At 64.2% G+C, this 16,838-nt stretch carries 18 protein-coding genes and 1 tRNA gene; 9 read left to right on the top strand and 10 right to left on the bottom strand.

What is annotated here, in order from left to right; all coding sequences use genetic code 11:
- The first annotated feature begins 4 nt into the window (after window positions 1-4).
- Window positions 5-874 carry an archaetidylserine decarboxylase gene (gene asd, locus L8G49_RS11315; protein ID WP_242185773.1) on the top strand — a complete coding sequence of 290 codons (870 nt, stop codon included), beginning with the start codon at window positions 5-7 and terminating at the stop codon, window positions 872-874.
- A gap of 519 nt (window positions 875-1,393) precedes the next feature.
- On the opposite strand, the gene L8G49_RS11305 is transcribed toward asd, so the two are convergent.
- From L8G49_RS11305 to L8G49_RS11295, 3 genes are read right to left on the bottom strand one after another with little or no spacing between them, the layout of a single operon-like run.
- Window positions 1,394-1,864 (bottom strand): nuclear transport factor 2 family protein, encoded by a 471-nt coding sequence (locus L8G49_RS11305; RefSeq protein ID WP_242186095.1) that lies wholly within the window; start codon window positions 1,862-1,864, stop codon window positions 1,394-1,396.
- The gene (locus tag L8G49_RS11300) at window positions 1,864-2,493 is read right to left on the bottom strand and encodes a pyridoxamine 5'-phosphate oxidase family protein (protein ID WP_242185772.1); all 630 of its coding nucleotides are present in this window, start codon (window positions 2,491-2,493) and stop codon (window positions 1,864-1,866) included. Before L8G49_RS11300 ends, L8G49_RS11305 begins: the two co-directional genes overlap by 1 nt.
- A 57-nt stretch (window positions 2,494-2,550) precedes the next feature.
- On the bottom strand, window positions 2,551-3,096 hold the full coding sequence (locus tag L8G49_RS11295; RefSeq protein WP_242185771.1) for a carboxymuconolactone decarboxylase family protein: 546 nt from the start codon (window positions 3,094-3,096) through the stop codon (window positions 2,551-2,553).
- A gap of 152 nt (window positions 3,097-3,248) precedes the next feature.
- Between L8G49_RS11295 and L8G49_RS11290 the strand changes: the two genes are divergently transcribed.
- On the top strand, window positions 3,249-4,145 hold the full coding sequence (locus tag L8G49_RS11290; RefSeq protein WP_242185770.1) for a LysR family transcriptional regulator: 897 nt from the start codon (window positions 3,249-3,251) through the stop codon (window positions 4,143-4,145).
- A 96-nt stretch (window positions 4,146-4,241) separates the two neighbouring features.
- Here the strand turns inward: L8G49_RS11290 and rlmJ are convergent, their stop codons facing one another.
- Together rlmJ and L8G49_RS11280 are read right to left on the bottom strand one after the other, a co-directional pair.
- On the bottom strand, window positions 4,242-5,075 hold the full coding sequence (gene rlmJ / locus L8G49_RS11285) for a 23S rRNA (adenine(2030)-N(6))-methyltransferase RlmJ (protein WP_242185769.1): 834 nt from the start codon (window positions 5,073-5,075) through the stop codon (window positions 4,242-4,244).
- A gap of 378 nt (window positions 5,076-5,453) precedes the next feature.
- On the bottom strand, window positions 5,454-5,684 hold the full coding sequence (locus tag L8G49_RS11280) for a hypothetical protein (RefSeq protein ID WP_242185768.1): 231 nt from the start codon (window positions 5,682-5,684) through the stop codon (window positions 5,454-5,456).
- A gap of 259 nt (window positions 5,685-5,943) precedes the next feature.
- Here L8G49_RS11280 and L8G49_RS11275 point away from each other — a divergent pair, with 259 nt between their 5' ends.
- The 4 genes from L8G49_RS11275 (at window position 5,944) to L8G49_RS11260 (ending at window position 8,587) form a co-directional block, all read left to right on the top strand.
- Window positions 5,944-6,537, top strand: coding sequence for a cupin domain-containing protein (locus L8G49_RS11275; protein ID WP_242185766.1), 594 nt, complete (start codon window positions 5,944-5,946; stop codon window positions 6,535-6,537).
- A 66-nt stretch (window positions 6,538-6,603) separates the two neighbouring features.
- On the top strand, window positions 6,604-7,227 hold the full coding sequence (locus L8G49_RS11270) for a carboxymuconolactone decarboxylase family protein (RefSeq protein WP_242185765.1): 624 nt from the start codon (window positions 6,604-6,606) through the stop codon (window positions 7,225-7,227).
- 79 nt (window positions 7,228-7,306) lie between these two features.
- Window positions 7,307-8,053 (top strand): SDR family oxidoreductase, encoded by a 747-nt coding sequence (locus L8G49_RS11265; RefSeq protein ID WP_242185764.1) that lies wholly within the window; start codon window positions 7,307-7,309, stop codon window positions 8,051-8,053.
- A 48-nt stretch (window positions 8,054-8,101) separates the two neighbouring features.
- Window positions 8,102-8,587 (top strand): nuclear transport factor 2 family protein, encoded by a 486-nt coding sequence (locus L8G49_RS11260; RefSeq protein WP_242185763.1) that lies wholly within the window; start codon window positions 8,102-8,104, stop codon window positions 8,585-8,587.
- A gap of 48 nt (window positions 8,588-8,635) precedes the next feature.
- Here L8G49_RS11260 and L8G49_RS11255 read toward each other — a convergent pair whose 3' ends face one another.
- Window positions 8,636-9,253 (bottom strand): TetR/AcrR family transcriptional regulator, encoded by a 618-nt coding sequence (locus L8G49_RS11255; protein ID WP_242185762.1) that lies wholly within the window; start codon window positions 9,251-9,253, stop codon window positions 8,636-8,638.
- Between the two features lie 304 nt (window positions 9,254-9,557).
- Between L8G49_RS11255 and L8G49_RS11250 the strand changes: the two genes are divergently transcribed.
- Window positions 9,558-10,865: an epoxide hydrolase family protein gene (locus tag L8G49_RS11250; RefSeq protein WP_242185761.1), complete on the top strand. Its 1,308-nt coding sequence runs from the start codon at window positions 9,558-9,560 to the stop codon at window positions 10,863-10,865.
- Between the two features lie 137 nt (window positions 10,866-11,002).
- Window positions 11,003-11,752, top strand: coding sequence for a DUF1223 domain-containing protein (locus L8G49_RS11245; RefSeq protein ID WP_242185760.1), 750 nt, complete (start codon window positions 11,003-11,005; stop codon window positions 11,750-11,752).
- Between the two features lie 66 nt (window positions 11,753-11,818).
- On the opposite strand, the gene L8G49_RS11240 is transcribed toward L8G49_RS11245, so the two are convergent.
- Window positions 11,819-12,883, bottom strand: coding sequence for a hypothetical protein (locus L8G49_RS11240; RefSeq protein ID WP_242185759.1), 1,065 nt, complete (start codon window positions 12,881-12,883; stop codon window positions 11,819-11,821).
- A gap of 687 nt (window positions 12,884-13,570) precedes the next feature.
- Between L8G49_RS11240 and L8G49_RS11235 the strand changes: the two genes are divergently transcribed.
- On the top strand, window positions 13,571-14,800 hold the full coding sequence (locus L8G49_RS11235) for a hypothetical protein (protein WP_242185758.1): 1,230 nt from the start codon (window positions 13,571-13,573) through the stop codon (window positions 14,798-14,800).
- 1,059 nt (window positions 14,801-15,859) lie between these two features.
- Here the strand turns inward: L8G49_RS11235 and L8G49_RS11230 are convergent.
- From L8G49_RS11230 to L8G49_RS11220, 3 genes are all read right to left on the bottom strand, one after another.
- Window positions 15,860-16,009, bottom strand: a complete 150-nt coding sequence (locus L8G49_RS11230; protein WP_242185757.1) for a hypothetical protein — start codon at window positions 16,007-16,009, stop codon at window positions 15,860-15,862.
- Between the two features lie 240 nt (window positions 16,010-16,249).
- Complete coding sequence (locus tag L8G49_RS11225) at window positions 16,250-16,618, bottom strand: hypothetical protein (RefSeq protein ID WP_242185756.1); 369 nt, start codon at window positions 16,616-16,618, stop codon at window positions 16,250-16,252.
- Window positions 16,619-16,691: 73 nt separating this feature from the next.
- Window positions 16,692-16,768: transfer RNA gene (locus L8G49_RS11220), tRNA-Met, on the bottom strand.
- Between the last annotated feature and the right edge of the window lie 70 nt (window positions 16,769-16,838).

Genomic DNA, 16,838 nt, shown 5'->3' with positions numbered 1-16,838 from the left:
TCCGATGCCCGATCGCCTTAAGATATTGTTCCAGCACGTGCTGCCCAAGCAGCAGTTGACGGAAGTCGCTGGCCGGATCGCCGCCATGGAGGGAGGTTTGCTGACGACCCGGCTCATCCGCTGGTTCGTTCGGCGATATGCCGTCGACATGCAGGAAGCCGCGAACCCGGACGTGGGCAGCTACAAGACCTTCAACGCTTTCTTCACGCGACCGCTCAAATCCGGCGCGCGGCCGATCGCGGTCGCGGATTTCGTTTCTCCGGTCGATGGCGCGATCAGCCAGTTGGGCACCATCGACGACGATCAGATCCTGCAAGCGAAGGGGCATCGCTTCAGCACGACGGATCTGGTCGGGGGTGACGCCGCGTTGGCCGCACAGTTCCGTCATGGCAGTTTCGCCAACCTGTATCTTTCTCCCAAGGACTATCACCGTCTGCACATGCCATGCGACGGCACGCTCGCGCGAATGATCTACGTGCCGGGAACGCTGTTTTCGGTAAACCCGACCACCGCCCGCGGCGTCCCCAACCTGTTTGCCCGCAACGAACGCGTTGTCTGCGTCTTTGAATCGCCGGATCATGGTCCGTTCGTCATGGTCCTGGTCGGCGCAACGATCGTCGGCAGCATGGCAACCGTCTGGCATGGCGTGGTCAATCAGCGGCGCAATGGCGCGGTGTCCGAATGGACTTACGGCGACCGGGAGATCGTCCTCCGGCAGGGCGAGGAAATGGGCCGTTTTTTGCTCGGATCGACGGTCGTGATGCTGTTCAGGCAAGGTACGATGACGTTCAACCAAGCCTGGAAGCCCGAAGAGACCGTTCGCCTGGGCGAACGGATGGGCGATCGCCCCAACCGGGACGCACCCCCCAGCTGATGCTCAGCGCCAGGCGTATTGAGGGAATGCCTCCGTCTACAACCCGTGCTGGTCGCGCCGCACGGCTTGCTCGAAGCGGTTGATGATCCTTCCGCGCTTCCCGCCCGGGCGCGCAGCGATGGGGGCCCACCTGCCGCTTGACGTTGGAATATTGGTCCAGCGCGAAGAATTTTGCCGCGTTTCCATAGGGGCGCCCCGGCGGCGCGCGATCTGCGGATCGGGCAGCCGAGTGTGTCACAGCGGATCGCGGCGCTCGAGGATCGCTTGCAGATACGCCTGCTCGTCCGTCGACCCGCCAGCTGCATCCGTTCGAAGCGGGACAGGCGTATTAGGAGCGGGCGCAGGGCTAGAGGGGCGCTTGGGGCTATGGTCATCGCTAACCCTCGCGCGGTTGCCCGTCGTTCCAAGGATCGGCCCGTTCCTGGCCGCGCACCCCAAGCTGTGCCCCGATCCCGTCATGGCCGGGAACGTCCAGCGCCCGATCGGACCGTATTCCGTTCCCCCGCGACTCGCCACCCGTCAGAACCCCAGGTCGCTCAGCCCCGGATGATCGTCCGGCCGACGGCCCTGCGGCCAGCGATACCGGCGCTCGGCTTCGGTGATCGGCGCGTCGTTGATGCTGGCGATCCTGCGCTGCATCAGGCCATGCGCGTCGAACTCCCACAGCTCGTTGCCATAGGAGCGGAGCCAGTCGCCTCCGTCATCATGCCATTCATAGGCGAAGCGGACGGCGATCCTGTTGTCGCGGAAATCCCACAGTTCCTTGATCAGCCGGTATTCGTGCTCGCGCGCCCATTTACGGGTCAGGAAGGCGACGATCGCGTCGCGCCCCTGGAGGAAGTCGGCGCGGTTCCGCCACTGGCTGTCGGGCGTATAGGCGAGCGCGACCCGCGCCGGGTCGCGGCCGTTCCAGCCATCCTCGGCGAGACGGACTTTCTCCGTTGCGCTGTCCAGCGTGAAGGGTGGCAGCGGCGGGCGTTCGGCGTCCATCATTCATCTCCTCGTGCGGCGAGTTTCGCTCGCAGGGTTGCGTTCTCGGCTTCGAGCGTGGCGATACGGTCGCGCAGCGGAGTCACCGCTAGCGCAATCTCGGCTTCGGTGAAGCGCGGCGTGATGTGCTGAGGGCAATTCCAGTCGAACGTTTCCAGACGGAGCTTGAACAGGCGTTCGGGGACCGCCCGGTAGCCCGGGATCGCCAATTGCGCCGCTAGCGCCGGATCGGCGTCGACTGCGATGACCGCGATATGCGCATAGATCTTGAGTCGTTGGCGTCCGGCATAATCCATCAGGATCAACGCGACACGATCGTCCGCGGTGACGTTGCCGAGACTGATGTACTGTCGGTTGCCGCGATAGTCCGGGAAAGCCAGCGTCTCGGCATCGAGCATCTTGAGGAAACCCGTGGGGCCGCCGCGATGCTGGACATAGGGCCAGCCCGTTTCCGAAACGCTCGCCAGATAGAAGCTGTCGCGCGCGGCGATGAACGCGGCTTCGCTCTCCGTGAACCGGTCGAAGTCGCGGTGGCCCGTGAAGTCGCTCCAGATCCGGTCGCTGCCCATCGCCGCCTGCGCCGCCTTGACGCTCGGCGTGGCCGCGATGTCTAGGAACCAGTATGCCATGTCCGATCCTTTCCTGGGAAGACGAGCCGAAGCGGAACTGCCCCGGCCCGGCGGGCGTCAGGCGGCTTCCGCGCTGTGTATTACCGGGAAGTCGATCTCGGTCTTCGCGACCTCGTTGAGGAGGTTCGTGAAGACGTTGTCGGCAACGAGCGCGACGATCTCGACAATCTGCGCCTCGGTGAAACCGGCCAGCTTGACCGCGGAGACGTCCGCATCGCTCACATGCCCCCGCTCCTGCGCAACTTTCGCGGCGAACGCGACCGCTGCGTCAGCCTTCGGGTCACCCGAATGCCCGCTGCGGTTGAGCGCGATCTCTTCAGGGCTGATTTTCGCAAGGTTGAGGCCGAGATAGGTGTGCGCGGACAGGCAATAGTCACACCCGTTGACCTGCGCGACCGCGATCGCGATCCGCTCGCGCGTCCTGACGTCGAGCGCCTTGGCCAACCCGCCGTTGAAGCCGAGATAGGCGGTCAGCGCGGCGGGGCTCTTCGCGATCAGGCGGAACAGGTTGGGCACGACGCCGAGCTGCGCATGGACTGCATCGAGCAGCGGCTTGGATGCTTCTGGTGCTTCGTCACGGGTGGGAATGGTAATGCGGGTCATGGTTCGTCTCCTGTCGGCTCGAACCGAAAGCGGCTCGGTGACGGGAAGATGGCCTTTCATAATCGTCAGCATAATTTGGCAAGCACGAGAAGCATCCTTCCATTAAATGGAATAGTCGGTAGGAAACGGCGTGCGGACGAACGGGAGGTTCGATGGATCGGCTCGAGGCAATGTCCATGCTGGTGCTAACGGTCGATCGGGGCAGCCTGTCGGCCGCGGGGCGCGCGCTGCGCGTGCCGCTCCCGACGCTCAGTCGCAAGATATCGGAGCTCGAGGCCGCACTGGGCACACGCCTCCTGATCCGCACGACGCGCAAGCTCAGTCTTACCGAAGCGGGCATCGCTTATGTCGCCGCCGCACGGCGCATCCTTGAACAGGTCGAGGAAGCCGAGCGGATCGCCGCCGGCGAGTTCACCACCCCGAAGGGCGAGCTCGTCCTGACCGCGCCGATCCTGTTCGGACGGTTGCATGTCCTTCCCGTCGTCACCGAATTCCTCGCGACCTTTCCGGAGATCACGATCCGCCTGATGCTCTCCGACCGCAACGCACATCTGGTCGACGACCATGTCGACATGGCGGTGCGGATCGGAACCCTGCCCGACAGTTCGCTGGTCGCGACGCGGGTCGGGACGATGCGCACGGTGATCTGCGCAAGTCCGACTTTGCTTGCCGACCACGGCACGCCCGATTCACCCGCGCAACTGTCGCAGATTCCCTGCGTCAGTTTCGAGCTAGTCACACCGACGCCCCACTGGCGCTTCCCAACGCTGCGACCCGCAGGCACCCGCGACGTGCCCGTCACCGTGCGGCTGTCGGTCACCACCGCCGAAGCCGCGGTCGACGCCGCGATCGCCGGGATCGGTGCCACGCGGGTCCTTCACTATCAGGCGGCCGAAGCGATCGGCCGCGGTGATCTTCGGCTCATTCTGGAGGATTTTGAGCCCGAACCGCTCCCGATCTCCCTGATCCATGTGAGCCATGGCCGGATGCCGCTCAAGATGCGCAGTTTCCTGGATTTCGCGGCGACGCGGCTGCGGTCCAGGATCTAGCGGGTTCGCGCTCCAGCGAGACTGCACCGATCAGCGCCGCGAGTGGCTGCTGGACTGGATCGTGTGGCGCCCGGGGTTCAGCGACCGTGCGGGTCTTCAATGATCGCCCAGCCAATCGGCCCTGATCTCGCCGTTGTGGCCCTCCGGCGCCAGCACGGCGCGCAAGGCTTCCAGCAGCGGCGGCAGAGCCTGCGTGAAGGCATAGGGCGGGTTGACGATGTAAAGGCCTGCGCCATTGTAGATACCGGCCTGATCGCTATCGTACAACCAGTGCTCAACGCGCAGCACCTTCGGGATGCCGAGCTTGCGTACCTGCTCGTTCCACCGTGAATGCGTGGCGCGATCTTTCAGCGGATACCAGATCACCGTCACGCCATGCGCCCATTTGCGGTGAGCGGCCGCAAGGGTGGCCGTGATCCGGTCACGTTCATCCGTCTGCTCGAACGGCGGGTCGACCACCACCACGCCGCGCGCGGTTCGGGGCGGCAACATGGCTAGCCAAAGCTCGTAGGCGTCGCGCTCGTGCACGGCCGCGGGTGTGCCGCGCATCACGCCGCGCAAGGTATAGGCGTCCTCCGGATGCTTTTCGTTCAGGACCAGGAAGTCCTGCGGGCGGAGAAGCTGCGCCAGGACCCGCGGCGAGCCCGGATAGACGTGCGGCTCGGGTCCGACGTTCACCGCCTGCACGGCGGCGCGGTAGTCGTTCAGCAAGGGGTTCGGGTCGGCAAAGACCCGCGACACGCCCTGCGCGGACTCGCCGGTGCGTTGGGCCTCCGCGCCGTCGAGGTCATACAGCCCGCAGCCGGCATGGGTATCGATCAGGGTCAGCGCGCCCGGTTTCTGCTGCAAGGACCGCACGAGGGCGATCAGCAGGCTGTGCTTCACGACGTCGGCGCTATTGCCGGCATGGAAAGAATGGCGATAATTCATTGCACCTCGATATCCCAACGATTGACCTTGATACGGGCAGCAAGCCGCGTTTGCCGAGCGCACGGCGATTGAGGGACCCGATGCGGGTGCTAGTATAAAGGCGGGCTGAAACCTTCAACGCCCTTCCGCGCGAAGCCTCGACCTTGCCTTGGCGATCGCCTCCCGAAGCGGAGACGCGACGCTGCGGGTGCATCGGACCGTACGATGAAAGAGTTGCCGGACGCGACTGGCGTTAACCCGAAGGGCGCTATCGTGATCGCGTGTCATGCCATGCCGACTTCAGCGACCATCTCGTTGAGGTCGGCGACAGCCTTGATGACGAAGACCTGGGAAACGGAAATTGCGGCGTCGGCCTCGTCAAACGCGCCAACCGATGCCTTAATGCTCGAGCGCGGTGGCGCTGGCACTGTCCGCATCCTCGACTGCATCGCATTGCCCGCCGCGCCCGAGCTCGCGCCTCAATCGTGCCACCTCCCGTTCCAGACGTTCGATGCGCTCGAGGGTGTAGCCGAAGCTGGTGTAATCCAGCGAGGTCAGGAAGGCGCCGACCGCTGTGAAGGCGCGGCGGACTTTCCCCTGCCCTGGGGCGGAATGGCTGGCCGTATCCATCGTCAAAAGCTCCTCATTACCGATGCCGATATCGGCACAGGCGTCGCGGCGGCGGCAGCGCGGCCAACGATGGATCGCGCGACGGCATCGTGCCGGGCGATCGAGAGCATCCGGTCGATATAGTGCGCATTACAGTATCGGCGGTGAAGATACTATAGCGATGAGTACAAAATCATTGACCAAGCAAACGAAGGTTCTATAGCGAACGATATAGAAGGCCTTGCGGCAATCGTGCGCGAGGCCGGTGTTCCGCGCAACGTTGGGTATCGAGCCCACCGCCGTCACGCGCATGGCCAAATCATTTGTCAAAGGAGACAACGAGATGAAGATGCGCAGGATCGTAAGCGCCGAGGGCAAGACGGGCGTCGTCATGCAAGTCGACGAGATGCTCGATACCGAAACAGCCGATCGGGTGACGAACATCTGGGGGTTCGATACAATCCCCCACCTGCCCCTGACACCGGAGCACGTGCTCGGCGCGTACGAGCGGATGGGGATCTTCGGGCCGAAAGACTCGGTCCGCGTCGATCTCCAGGTCGCCCCCCCCGAGAAGGCCGGCGCGACGGATCTCGACAGCCTGATGTCGAAGATCGACTTCGGCACCGGCGGGGGCATGACCCAAAGCGCGCATGGTGGTGCGATGCACCGGACCGACACCATCGATCTCGCGGTCGTGCTCAAGGGCGAAGTGGAGATCGCCTACCCGGGCGAAGACGGCCAAGTCCACACGACCACAGCCAAAGAAGGCGACTTCTTCGTGCAGAATGGCGCCTTTCACGAATTCCACAACCGCTCGGACGACCCTTGCGTGATCCTCATGGTCGTCTTCGGCGCCGAGAGAATGGCTGCCTAGGCGACCGGGACACTCAGACCGGGAACGCGGAACCACCATGGAACAGATCGAAACGAGGACATCGCAATGACCTTTCCGACACGCTATGCGGCGGCAGTGGCAGTGCCGCTGCCGGACGACGACGTCATCAGGCCGGTTATCGAGGCGTATTACAGCAGCGCCTATCAGCCCGACACGACGCTCAACGTCGTCAAGATGTTCGCCGGAACGGGCGCGCACTTCGCGGGCGTGATCGATACGGTCAACGCGATCTTCGGTCCCGAAGGCATCGACCCGAAGCACCGGCAGGCGTGCATGATGCGCGTCGCCAAGGATTGCGACGCCCCCTATGAGTGGCAGATCCACGCGTCGATCGGCCGTAACGTAGGGCTCAGCGAAGACGAGATCGCCGCCTTCGCCTCGGATGGGCCAGTCGCCGGCGTCGGGCAGGATTATATTCTGCTGTGCCGCGCGTGCGACGAGTTGACCGGCGCCAAGACGCTCACCGACGACACGCTGAGCGAACTGCTGGCTACATTTGGTGAGGTTTCGACCCGCAAATATATCCTGTCGATCTCGGTCTTCGTTTTGATGGCGCTGTGTCTCAACGGCAATCGTGTCCCGCTGGAAAGCAGCGACAAGGTCAGCACGGTGACAACGAGCAATCCTGCCGGGTTGGCGGTGAGGCAAAGCGACCCACGCCAAGGGTAATCCTGGAAAAACGGCGTCCAGAGCCAGCGCTTTGGTCGGCGCGACACTGGGCGTCGCGTCCAACGAATAGGAAAACGACATGTCGCTATTGAACACCAAGATCGCCGTCGTGACCGGCGGCAGCAGCGGCATCGGCCTCGCGACCGCCAAGCGGTTCGTCGAAGAGGGCGCGCATGTCTTCATCGTGGGTCGCCGCCAGGCCGAGCTCGACCAAGCCGTGGTTGACATCGGCAGGAACGTCACTGCCGTTCAAGCCGACATCTCGAAGCTCGAGGACCTCGATCATCTCTATGAGATCGTTGCAAGAAAGGGCAAGATCGACGTGATCTTCGCGGCTGCGGCCTTTGTCGAAAAGGTCCTGACCGTCGCCGTCACGCCCGAGCATTTCGACGCGACGTTCAACGCCAACGCGCGCGGGACGTATTTCACGGTGCAAAAGGCTCTGCCTTACTTGAACGACGGGGCGTCGATCATCCTCGTGGCATCCGCGGGCAAGACCATGGGCTTGCCCGGCCGCAGCACCTACAGCGCCAGCAAGGCGGCGCTGCGGTCGTTGGCCCGGACCTGGACCAGCGAATTCAAGGATCGGAAGATCAGGACCAACGTGCTGAGCCCCGGTCCGGTCGAGACGCCGATGTTCGAAGGCCAGTTCCCGTCCAAGGAAGGCGCTGCCGAAGCCAGGAAGCAGATGACCGCGACGATTCCGCTGGGCCGCCCGGGACGCCCGGAAGAGGTCGCGTCGGCGGCGCTGTTCCTCGCCTCGGACCTGAGCAGCTACGTTACCGGCATCGACCTTCCGGTCGACGGCGGCCTGACGGCGGTCTAGGCCAGGCAGGCGCTCGCGGTTCCGCGCCAGACAGGAGAGCATCCGGGAATGATGATCAAGGTTCTATGGGCCGCCGCAGCGGCGACGCTATCGGCAGCCCCGCTCGTGGCGGCATCCTACCGTACGCCCGTGCCGACCACCTTCGAGAGCCGCGGCGCCGATCGGCGAGCGATCGAGGCGGTGCTCGAGACCTATACCAAGGCGGTATCGACGAAGAACCAAGCGCTGTTTGAGACGCTGCTTCTCAACAAGGCGGTCCCCTTCTCCGGCATCCCGGTTGCTCAACACGCCGGGAGCACGCTTGTGGATACGGCCCGATACGAAGACTTCCGCAAAGGCGTGTTCGACGGGGAGCCCTTCATCCAGCGATTCCAGGATGTTCACATCGCGCAGGATGGCGAGCTCGCCCAGGTTTCACTCGTCTTCGTGAACAGCACGGCGAAAGAGCAAATCTGGGGCTGGAAGACAATGCAGCTGGTCAAGGTCGGCGGCCAATGGAAGATCGCGGCGGAGTTCTTTACGGGCCACGAGTGACGGGTGATGGGCGAGCAGCGCGTTGAACGCGAACGTTCGACCCGCCGCTCAGCGCCCGGTGACCTCCCGTGAGGCGTCAGAAGGGTCGGCATCAGGCCAAACCGGCAACGCTAGCCCGATCGCCCGTCGCAAGTCCGTCCGCGTTGCCCCGGACTGGGCTTCGACCGCCATCCCCCAAGCGAAAATCAGCGTGAGGCGCGATAGCGCGTCGGCGTCCATTCCCGGGGGAAACCGCTCGACTTCGTGCGCTTCGGCGAAGCGATCCCGGAGCCGCTTCCGCATCTGCTCGCGAAATCCCGCCAGCCATTCCCGCAGGGGCGCGCCGGCCGCAGAGGGAAGCGAGCTATTCATAGCGAGGCAGCCCGGCGCATGTCGTGAGTCGGTAAGCACATCGGCGTACCCGTAAAGAAAGTGCGTCGCGACGGCACGCGCCGTCGGCTCCCGCAAAGCCGCCTCAGCGATCTTATTCTGTTCGACGAAGTATCGCTCGATGACCGTCTTGAACAATGCTTCCTTGCTGCCAAAAGCGAAGTAGAAACTTGGCGGAGAGATCCCGATCGTTTTCGTCAAGTCGCTCAGCGAAGTCCCCTCGTAGCCGTTGCGCCAGAAGAGGGATGTTGCCTTGTCGATCGCGTCGTCAATTTCAAATTCGCGTGGGCGGCCCATTAATTCAGTCCAAGGTTCTATACCATTCGCTATATATGACGGAATGGGGTCGGGCACAATTCTCCGATGCCGGTCGCCAGAGAATGGCGCCGCGAACACCCCGCCCCTTCCCCGCCCCGGCGCTCGATCCGGCCGTGCCGATCTGCCAGGCTGCTGGAGTGACTGCCGAACCAAAGCAACGAGTCTGCCAGGCTTCGCTTCACCGCATAACCCTTCAACGCTTGTAACCTAACGCCCACCCAGTCCGAATGATCGACAGGGTGCGGACCGTCCGTGTTGCCGAGCGTCACGAACAGGAAAATTGATGCAAGAGCTTCTTTCGAACGACGACGGCACCGGCCGCACGCCCGCGCCCTTGCGCAGAACGCTGTTACTGGCGGCGGCAGGCCTTGGTGCGCTTGGCGTTGCGTCGGCCAGGGCAACCGCGAATGGGTCGATCTCGCCTTCGATCGGGGTCGACCTGCCGCCCGCTACGGAGGGGGTGAGTCCTTTCCGTGTCGCCATCGCGCCCGCCGCGATAGCGGATCTCAGGCGACGCCTTGCGATGACCCGCTGGCCCGAGCAGGAGACCGTGACCGACGGTTCGCAAGGCGTCCAATTGCAGCGGGCGCGGATCCTCGTCGACTATTGGCGTGATACGTATGACATGGGCCGGCTCGAACGCAGGCTCAACGCGTTTCCGCAATTCCGGACGGCGATCGACGGCCTGGGGATCCATTTGCTCCATGTCCGCTCAAAGCACGCGAACGCCCTGCCGATCATCCTCACGCATGGATGGCCGGGCTCGGTCGTCGAGTTTCTCGACGTGATCGGTCCGCTGACCGATCCGGAGGCGCATGGCGGACGCGCCGAGGATGCCTTTCACGTCGTGATCCCGTCGTTGCCGGGCTACGGCTTTTCGGACAAGCCGCGCCAGACAGGATGGGACGTACCGCGGATCGCCACCGCCTGGAGCACGCTGATGAAGCGGCTCGGCTATGGGCGCTGGGTCGCGCAGGGCGGCGACTGGGGCGCGCATGTCACCACGTGGCTTGGCGTGCAGAAGGCCGAGGGGCTGGCGGCGATCCACCTCAACCTGCCGACCCTCTCGCCGCCACCGCTCGACGGCGCGCCCAACGCCGAGGAGAAGGCGGCGATCGCCGAACTCAAGACGTTTTTCGCCACGATGACGGGGTATGGAAGCATCCAGGAAACACGTCCGCAGACACTTGGCTACGGCCTCGTTGATTCTCCGGTCGGGCAAGCGATGTGGATCTACGAGAAGTTCACCGACTGGAGCGACAGCAACCGGAACCCGGAAACGGAAATTGCGCGCGACGCGATGCTCGACGACATCATGCTGTACTGGATCACGGGGACCGGCGCCTCATCGGCAAGGCTCTACGCGGAAGACGCGGGGGAGCAGACGGCGCGGCAGGTGGTCGATATCCCTGTCGGGGTCAGCATCTTTCCGGCAGAGATCTACCGGCCGCCACGCATCTGGGGGGAACGGACCTATCCCAAGCTCTTCTACTGGAACCGCGTAGCGAAGGGCGGCCATTTCGCCGCGTTCGAGCAGCCGGCGCTGTTTACCGCGGAACTGCGGGCGTGCTTTGCCAGGATCCGGACTTAGCAAACGGGATTGCGCATCGCGATGAGATGAAACGGGCCGACTGCGCGCGGAAAGGCGACCTGTAACCGGAGACACGCGCCGAGCGGATTAGCGTAGGGCGCCCCACGGTGCGCGCTTACGCGAAGAGGAACGACCTTATGTCACCCCGCCTTCTGACGACCCTGATTGTCCCGCTTGCGCTGGCCTCGTGCGGCCAGGCGGATAGCGCCCCCGCCGCCCCGACCCGCGCGGCGCAACCGATCGCGGGCGCATCCGCCGCGCATCCGGTGGTGCTCGAACTGTTCCAGAGCCAGGGATGCTCGTCGTGCCCGCCCGCCAACGCCAACGTCAACGCCCTTGCCGACCGACCTGACGTCCTCGCCCTGTCGTTCGCCGTCACCTATTGGGACCAGCTCGGCTGGAAGGACACGTTCGGTTCTCCGCGCTGGACCGCCCGCCAGTGGGACTACGCCCGCGCCGCCGGACGCGGGCAGGTCGCCACGCCGCAAGTGATCGTCAATGGCGGGCCGACTATCGTCGGCAGCAATCGCGCACAGCTCGACGCGCTTCTCGCCAGCGCGGGACCGGCGAAGGGCGGGCCGGAGATCAGCGAGGCCGACGGTCGCGTCCACCTTGCCGCAGCGGCCGCGCCGTCGGCCCCGGTGACCGTGTGGTTGGTCCGCTACGACCCGCGATCGCGCGAGGTCCCGATCAGCGCAGGCGAGAATGGCGGGCGTACGCTGCCGCACCGCGACATCGTGCGCGAGCTGGTGCGGCTTGGCGACTGGCGCGGGCCGGCAGCCGACTTTCGTTTGCCCGCCGCAACCGAGCGCGGCTTGAGCAGTGCGGTGCTGATGCAGCAGGGACAGGGTGGCGCAATCGTCGCGGCGCGCAAGCTCGCGGCCTAGCATGCCCCGTCAGATCTGATCCTGATCGTTTGGATACCGGTCGGAGGTTTGTCGTCAGCTGGTCGGCTACACCGTCAGGCTTGTCTCGACCACCCTCGCAAGATCGGCGCGGCTCGCGCCTGATCCCGCCTGGACCGCCATTCCCTGGAGGATCGCATAGAGATACTGGGTCAGCCCCTCGGGATCGATCTGCTCGGGCAGGTCACCGTCGCGCTGGGCCTGGCGAAAGCGCTCGACCAAGGCGGCTTGAGACGACTTGCGGCGCTGGATGACGTCGGCCTTGATCGAGTCGGCTTCCGGGCCACAGGTAATGGCACTCATGACGCCCAGGCACCCCGTGGGACCCTGGCTGCTCGTTTGCGCGTCGAGCGCGCCGCGAAGAATATGGTCGGCAACGCCGCGCGCGGTCGGTGCGGCGAGCGCCTCGCGGGTACCCGGCGTGTATCCGGCAGGCAGCGCGATGCGCAGCCGCGGGGCGAGCGCCTTCTCGTCCGCCGAGAACTTCGCGGCCATCCGCTGGCACAGCTCGCCGTGGTGCTCGAGGATCGCCAGCTCTCGGGGCAGGTAGGCGATCCTGTTGCCGCTATCGACGTAGAGTCGGGCGTTGTGGCTGTCGAACACCGAGATCTGGCGGAGCTGCGATGGAGCCGGTGTCGCGGGATCCCACTCGATCTCCGTCACCGCGTCGTCTCCGACCTGGTAGCGCACCTGCACCCGCATCGGCCCGCCGCCCGCGTCGAAAACATTCCCCCGCAGCTGGTCCGAGGTAAGGCTCCGGCACAGCCGCTTGGCGATGCGGGTGTATCCGCTCTTTCCGCTCCCGTTTTCCCCGTACACCAAGGTGATGCCCAGGCCCGCCATGCGCAGCTTCTGGCCACCCGCGAGGCGGTCGATGTTTTGCACGGGACCAAGTTGCGCCAGCACCGTGCGCCGCGCCTCGCCCGAGCCGCCTCCGAGATGGGAGGCGTCGATGGCACTCATGGGGTGGAACGTCGAGCCTGCTCCTGCCACGGCGCGCACATTGTCGAGGATACAGTCGGCATCCGCCTGCTCGACGGAGTGATCCGCGGCAACGGCGATCCGCCGCAGGCTGTCCTTTACCCAGTTGGGCTGCTCTGCAGCCCAACCCATTAGATCCTTAGCCATATCCCCCCCAGTCGGCCAGAATGATTGAATCCGGTGGCCGAAGCACGTGGGGTTTCAAACAAATCGACCCGAAGTACCAGTGGAACGAGCAACGGAGTTTGAACGAACGCCCAATGTGCCGTTTCGTGCTAAAAGCAGGCGTACCTCAATCAACCCCTACCGCTCGGAAATGCCCTCGGCACCGCCGTCGGAACAGATGTCCGCTTAGCGCGATCGCCGCCCAAAAGCGGACGAGCAGCTTTCCACCCTCACAGACCTTCCGGTTGTCCGCATAGGTCTGGTCGTAACAGTATGGCTTGTCAGTATCGTCAGGCGCCAATCGGACGTATCAGCTACTTCAAAAATAGAGGCTCGACACGAAAGCGTCGGCGGGTTATTTCTTCCTCGCTTCGTTTTGGGATGCGCGGACGAGGTATCAGGTCAACAGCCGCCACCTGGAACGGCTGCATGCAGGTCGCCCCGGGGCGCGCTATCAACCCCGCCTTTCCGTTTCCCGCCGCTGCGAGTGCGGGTCAGCAAACGCCCTTCGGGGTCGATTGGTACGGTTCCAGGGATCGTATGCGCTGACCTGAGTATCTCCCGATGGAAACCTACTTGAACACAGTGCCGTTCGTCGGTCGTCATCGGTCCGCGAGCCTTGCAACCCATGCCGTCTTCGCCAACGGCACCCCAATGAGCCGTATCGAGGATATGGCGGTTGCCTATATCTCCTCAGTTCTCAACGACGAACGACAAGAAGCGGCGGCACCTCCCGCCCTTCGCGCCGACCTCGTCTGGAGGAAACACACGCTGAAGGTGGCCATCGAGGGACGGCAGCGAGACCTTCGCCAGCTTCCCGGCGAGCTGCTCCTTAAACCGCTAATGTTTCCCCGCAACTATCGCCTGTCCGACAGCATAGGTGCATGGGTAACCCGCCTGCTGACAGGCGGAACGACGATCGCCGACGTCGATCAGTTGCAGAAGGATCTCGGGTTCGACATCGCGGGGCACACAAGAAATCTGCAGGCCCTTCGCACCTCGTCTGCCAACAGCTGGCGGCTGCTCCTTCGGGGCGACCTCGTTGGCCTCTACCTGCAGGCGCCCGACGCGCCCGACCAGCGAACGCTTCTCCGCGCAGTCGTCAGAGACCACGCGCTGCTCCTCGGCGTCGTCCGCGCCAGACTGCTCGCCGAGTATCTCCGACGCCTCGCGACCGAGCCGATGGGTCCGCGCTTCGTCGATGACGATCCAGTCTGGGCGAGGCAAGGCACCCTCCTCGTCGATCGGCTCGTCAAACCGGCCAGGAGTCTGGAGCAGCTGCTCGGCATGGCAGGGGGTAGCTCGGGCAGGAAGGCGCTGGACCGCGCGGTCGCCAGTGGTCGGCTGGCCTACGATCACCGACTCCTGCCGATGGCGCGGCGCGTCTATCAGCGCATCGGTCCCGCCGCATTCGACGCCACGGCAGACCAGCGCATCACTGCAAACATCCGAACCACCATTGCGCCGCTGACCGCCATTACCGCTACAATGCTGCGCGACGATGGGATGGGCAAGGAAGGCTTCGCCCACGCCCAGCTCGGACTCTCGGTCCCCGAGGCTGTTACCGTTCTGGCCCTGAACCTTATCGCCCTACCCGGCCGACTGGATGCGGCACTCCGTGCCATCGACGAAGGACAGCAGGTGTCGGTGGCGGCACCGACGCCGGCCGCCTTGCTCGGCACCGCTAACCGCGTGCGCCGGATTGCCACCGCGCTGAAAGCGATCAGCCGCTGCGACCGGCATATTGGCGATACGAGCACAGGCTCTGACAACAAGGCGGGGCGAAAGCTGCTGCGGCGAGTCCATAAGCTCTTGGACGACCCGAAGCAGCCGCACGGTATGGTCCTGCTCCAGATCTCGCCCGCGGAATGGCTGCGACGATGATCTCCACAGCAGTTTTAGGTACCCTGTCGGTTAGTCGTCCAAGTCGTCATTCCATCATGGATGAAACCCGCTGCCACTCCTGTTCGCGTCGACCCGCCGGGCGCTATCGATCCGGCCTTCGCCACCGGCATAACGAAGCTCGTCGAACTGATGGCGAGGCAGGCGGCAGCCGACCATCACGCGCGCTGCGCGTCCGCCCCGCGGGCGACCGATGATTTAAGCACGCCCGCGGCTTGATATACTCCTGACAGAAGCTGGTCCTCTGCTATGCTTATGCACCCCGCCCCCCGCATCGTCCTCTACGGGCGCCACTCGACCGCAATGCAGACGGCCACTTCGAGTAGCGATCAGACCGAATCGTGCATGAAGCTGGTCGCCTATGTTGGCGGCACGGTGATGGCGACCTATCATGACCCCGAGCATTCCGGCTATCGTCGCGATCGGCCGGGACTTAGAAACCTGCTGAGGGACATCGAGGCGGGAACGGTTGACATGATCGTCTGCGAGGCGCTCGACAGACTTGCGCGCGATGCCGAGGATGTGGCCTGGCTCGGCAAGAAGCTTGCTTACCACCGAGTGCAGTTACACACGGTGAGCGAGGGGCATGTCGACGAGATCAAGTTCGCCGTCGCCGGGCTTTTGGGGGCGATCTTCCTTAAGCACCTGATCGACAAGACGCTGCGTGGCATGGAGGCGGCAGTGCTTGCCGGGCGGTGCGCCGGTGGTCGCTCCTTTGGATACAAGCGGGTCATCCGCCTCGATGACCGCGGCGAGCGCATTCGCGGCTTGCTTGAGATTGACGAGGCACAGGCGGCTATCGTCGAGCGCATCTTCACCGAGTTCGCGGCCGGCGCCTCGTCCATCCAGATCGCGACCAGGTTGAATGCCGACGGCGTGCCGGGTCCGCGCGGCGGGCAGTGGAATGCCTCGACGGTTCGCGGCGATCCTAAAAAGACGACCGGCATTCTCAACAACCCGCTCTATGTCGGCCGGCTAGTATGGGGACGTCGGCAGTGGCGTCGCAACCCCGATAGCGAGAAGCGCGAGCGACGTTATCGCCTACGTGCGCATGCCGAATGGATCGAGGTCGCCGTGCCGGATCTGCGCATTGTCGACGACGCGCAATGGAGCGCCGTTCAGGCACAGATCAAGCAGCGGAAGCGTCCGAGCATCGGCGTTCCGGTCGCTCGCCAGAACCGTAAGAAGCATCTTCTGTCGGGCCTCATCCGCTGCAGTTGCTGCGGGTCAGGCTACACCATCTCAGGAAAGGATTATTATCGTTGCGCTGGCCAGAAGGAGCGCGGCACTTGCTCGAACACAGTATCTGTCCGGAAGGGGGCACTCGAGAAGGCGACCCTCTCGATCCTTCAGCACCACTTGCTGACAGAGGATCTTGCCCAGCTGTTCGCCGACGAGTTCAAGCGCGAGATGGTGAGGCTGACGAGCATGTCAGTGCGACAGGACCAATCGGTCATCGAGCGCCTGGCCGTCGTAACCCGCGAGATCGACACGCTCGCCGCCAACATGCTGGTAGCCTTGGCCAGCCCTGCCCTGCTGAAACTCCTTGCGAACCGCGAGTCCGAGAAAGCGCGCTTGGAAGGACAGTTGGGCACACCGACGACGGTCGCACCCTCGGCCATGATCCTGCCGCATCCAGAGCTTCTGCAACTGTTCAACGAGAAGGTCGGCCGCTTGCGCGAAATGCTCGACGCTGAGACGGTCCGGGGCGAAGCCGCAGAGATTCTGTCGACGCTCATCGAGAGCGTGACGATCTATCCCGAAGGCCCTCATGGCCCTGAGGCGGAAGTGGTCGCCCAAGTGTCAGATCTGATGGCATTTGCCACAAACGACAACGCCGCCCCGAAGGGCGGCGTGTCGAGTTCTATGGCGGTGGTTGCGGGGACAGGATTTGAACCTGTGACCTTCAGGTTATGAGCCTGACGAGCTACCGGGCTGCTCCACCCCGCGACGGTTCCGCGGGAGCGGAACGAAAGGGTAGATGACATGTGAATGGGTTCTTGGAGATACGAAACGAACG

Origin of the sequence: Sphingomonas sp. CARO-RG-8B-R24-01, assembly GCF_022662295.1 — a bacterium.
GTDB lineage: Bacteria > Pseudomonadota > Alphaproteobacteria > Sphingomonadales > Sphingomonadaceae > Sphingomonas.
The sequence above is the reverse complement of the archived record's forward strand: the minus strand, read 5'-3'. Positions and strand labels throughout refer to the sequence as shown.

Coding starts and splice junctions, on each gene's coding strand:
- asd (WP_242185773.1), top strand. CDS start 5: ATGCCCGATCGCCTTAAGATATTGTTCCAGCACGTGCTGCCCAAGCAG.
- L8G49_RS11305 (WP_242186095.1), bottom strand. CDS start 1,864: ATGGACGCCGAACGCCCGCCGCTGCCACCCTTCACGCTGGACAGCGCA.
- L8G49_RS11300 (WP_242185772.1), bottom strand. CDS start 2,493: ATGGCATACTGGTTCCTAGACATCGCGGCCACGCCGAGCGTCAAGGCG.
- L8G49_RS11295 (WP_242185771.1), bottom strand. CDS start 3,096: ATGACCCGCATTACCATTCCCACCCGTGACGAAGCACCAGAAGCATCC.
- L8G49_RS11290 (WP_242185770.1), top strand. CDS start 3,249: ATGGATCGGCTCGAGGCAATGTCCATGCTGGTGCTAACGGTCGATCGG.
- rlmJ (WP_242185769.1), bottom strand. CDS start 5,075: ATGAATTATCGCCATTCTTTCCATGCCGGCAATAGCGCCGACGTCGTG.
- L8G49_RS11280 (WP_242185768.1), bottom strand. CDS start 5,684: ATGGATACGGCCAGCCATTCCGCCCCAGGGCAGGGGAAAGTCCGCCGC.
- L8G49_RS11270 (WP_242185765.1), top strand. CDS start 6,604: ATGACCTTTCCGACACGCTATGCGGCGGCAGTGGCAGTGCCGCTGCCG.
- L8G49_RS11265 (WP_242185764.1), top strand. CDS start 7,307: ATGTCGCTATTGAACACCAAGATCGCCGTCGTGACCGGCGGCAGCAGC.
- L8G49_RS11260 (WP_242185763.1), top strand. CDS start 8,102: ATGATGATCAAGGTTCTATGGGCCGCCGCAGCGGCGACGCTATCGGCA.
- L8G49_RS11255 (WP_242185762.1), bottom strand. CDS start 9,253: ATGGGCCGCCCACGCGAATTTGAAATTGACGACGCGATCGACAAGGCA.
- L8G49_RS11250 (WP_242185761.1), top strand. CDS start 9,558: ATGCAAGAGCTTCTTTCGAACGACGACGGCACCGGCCGCACGCCCGCG.
- L8G49_RS11245 (WP_242185760.1), top strand. CDS start 11,003: ATGTCACCCCGCCTTCTGACGACCCTGATTGTCCCGCTTGCGCTGGCC.
- L8G49_RS11240 (WP_242185759.1), bottom strand. CDS start 12,883: ATGGGTTGGGCTGCAGAGCAGCCCAACTGGGTAAAGGACAGCCTGCGG.
- L8G49_RS11235 (WP_242185758.1), top strand. CDS start 13,571: ATGAGCCGTATCGAGGATATGGCGGTTGCCTATATCTCCTCAGTTCTC.
- L8G49_RS11230 (WP_242185757.1), bottom strand. CDS start 16,009: ATGCTTCTTACGGTTCTGGCGAGCGACCGGAACGCCGATGCTCGGACG.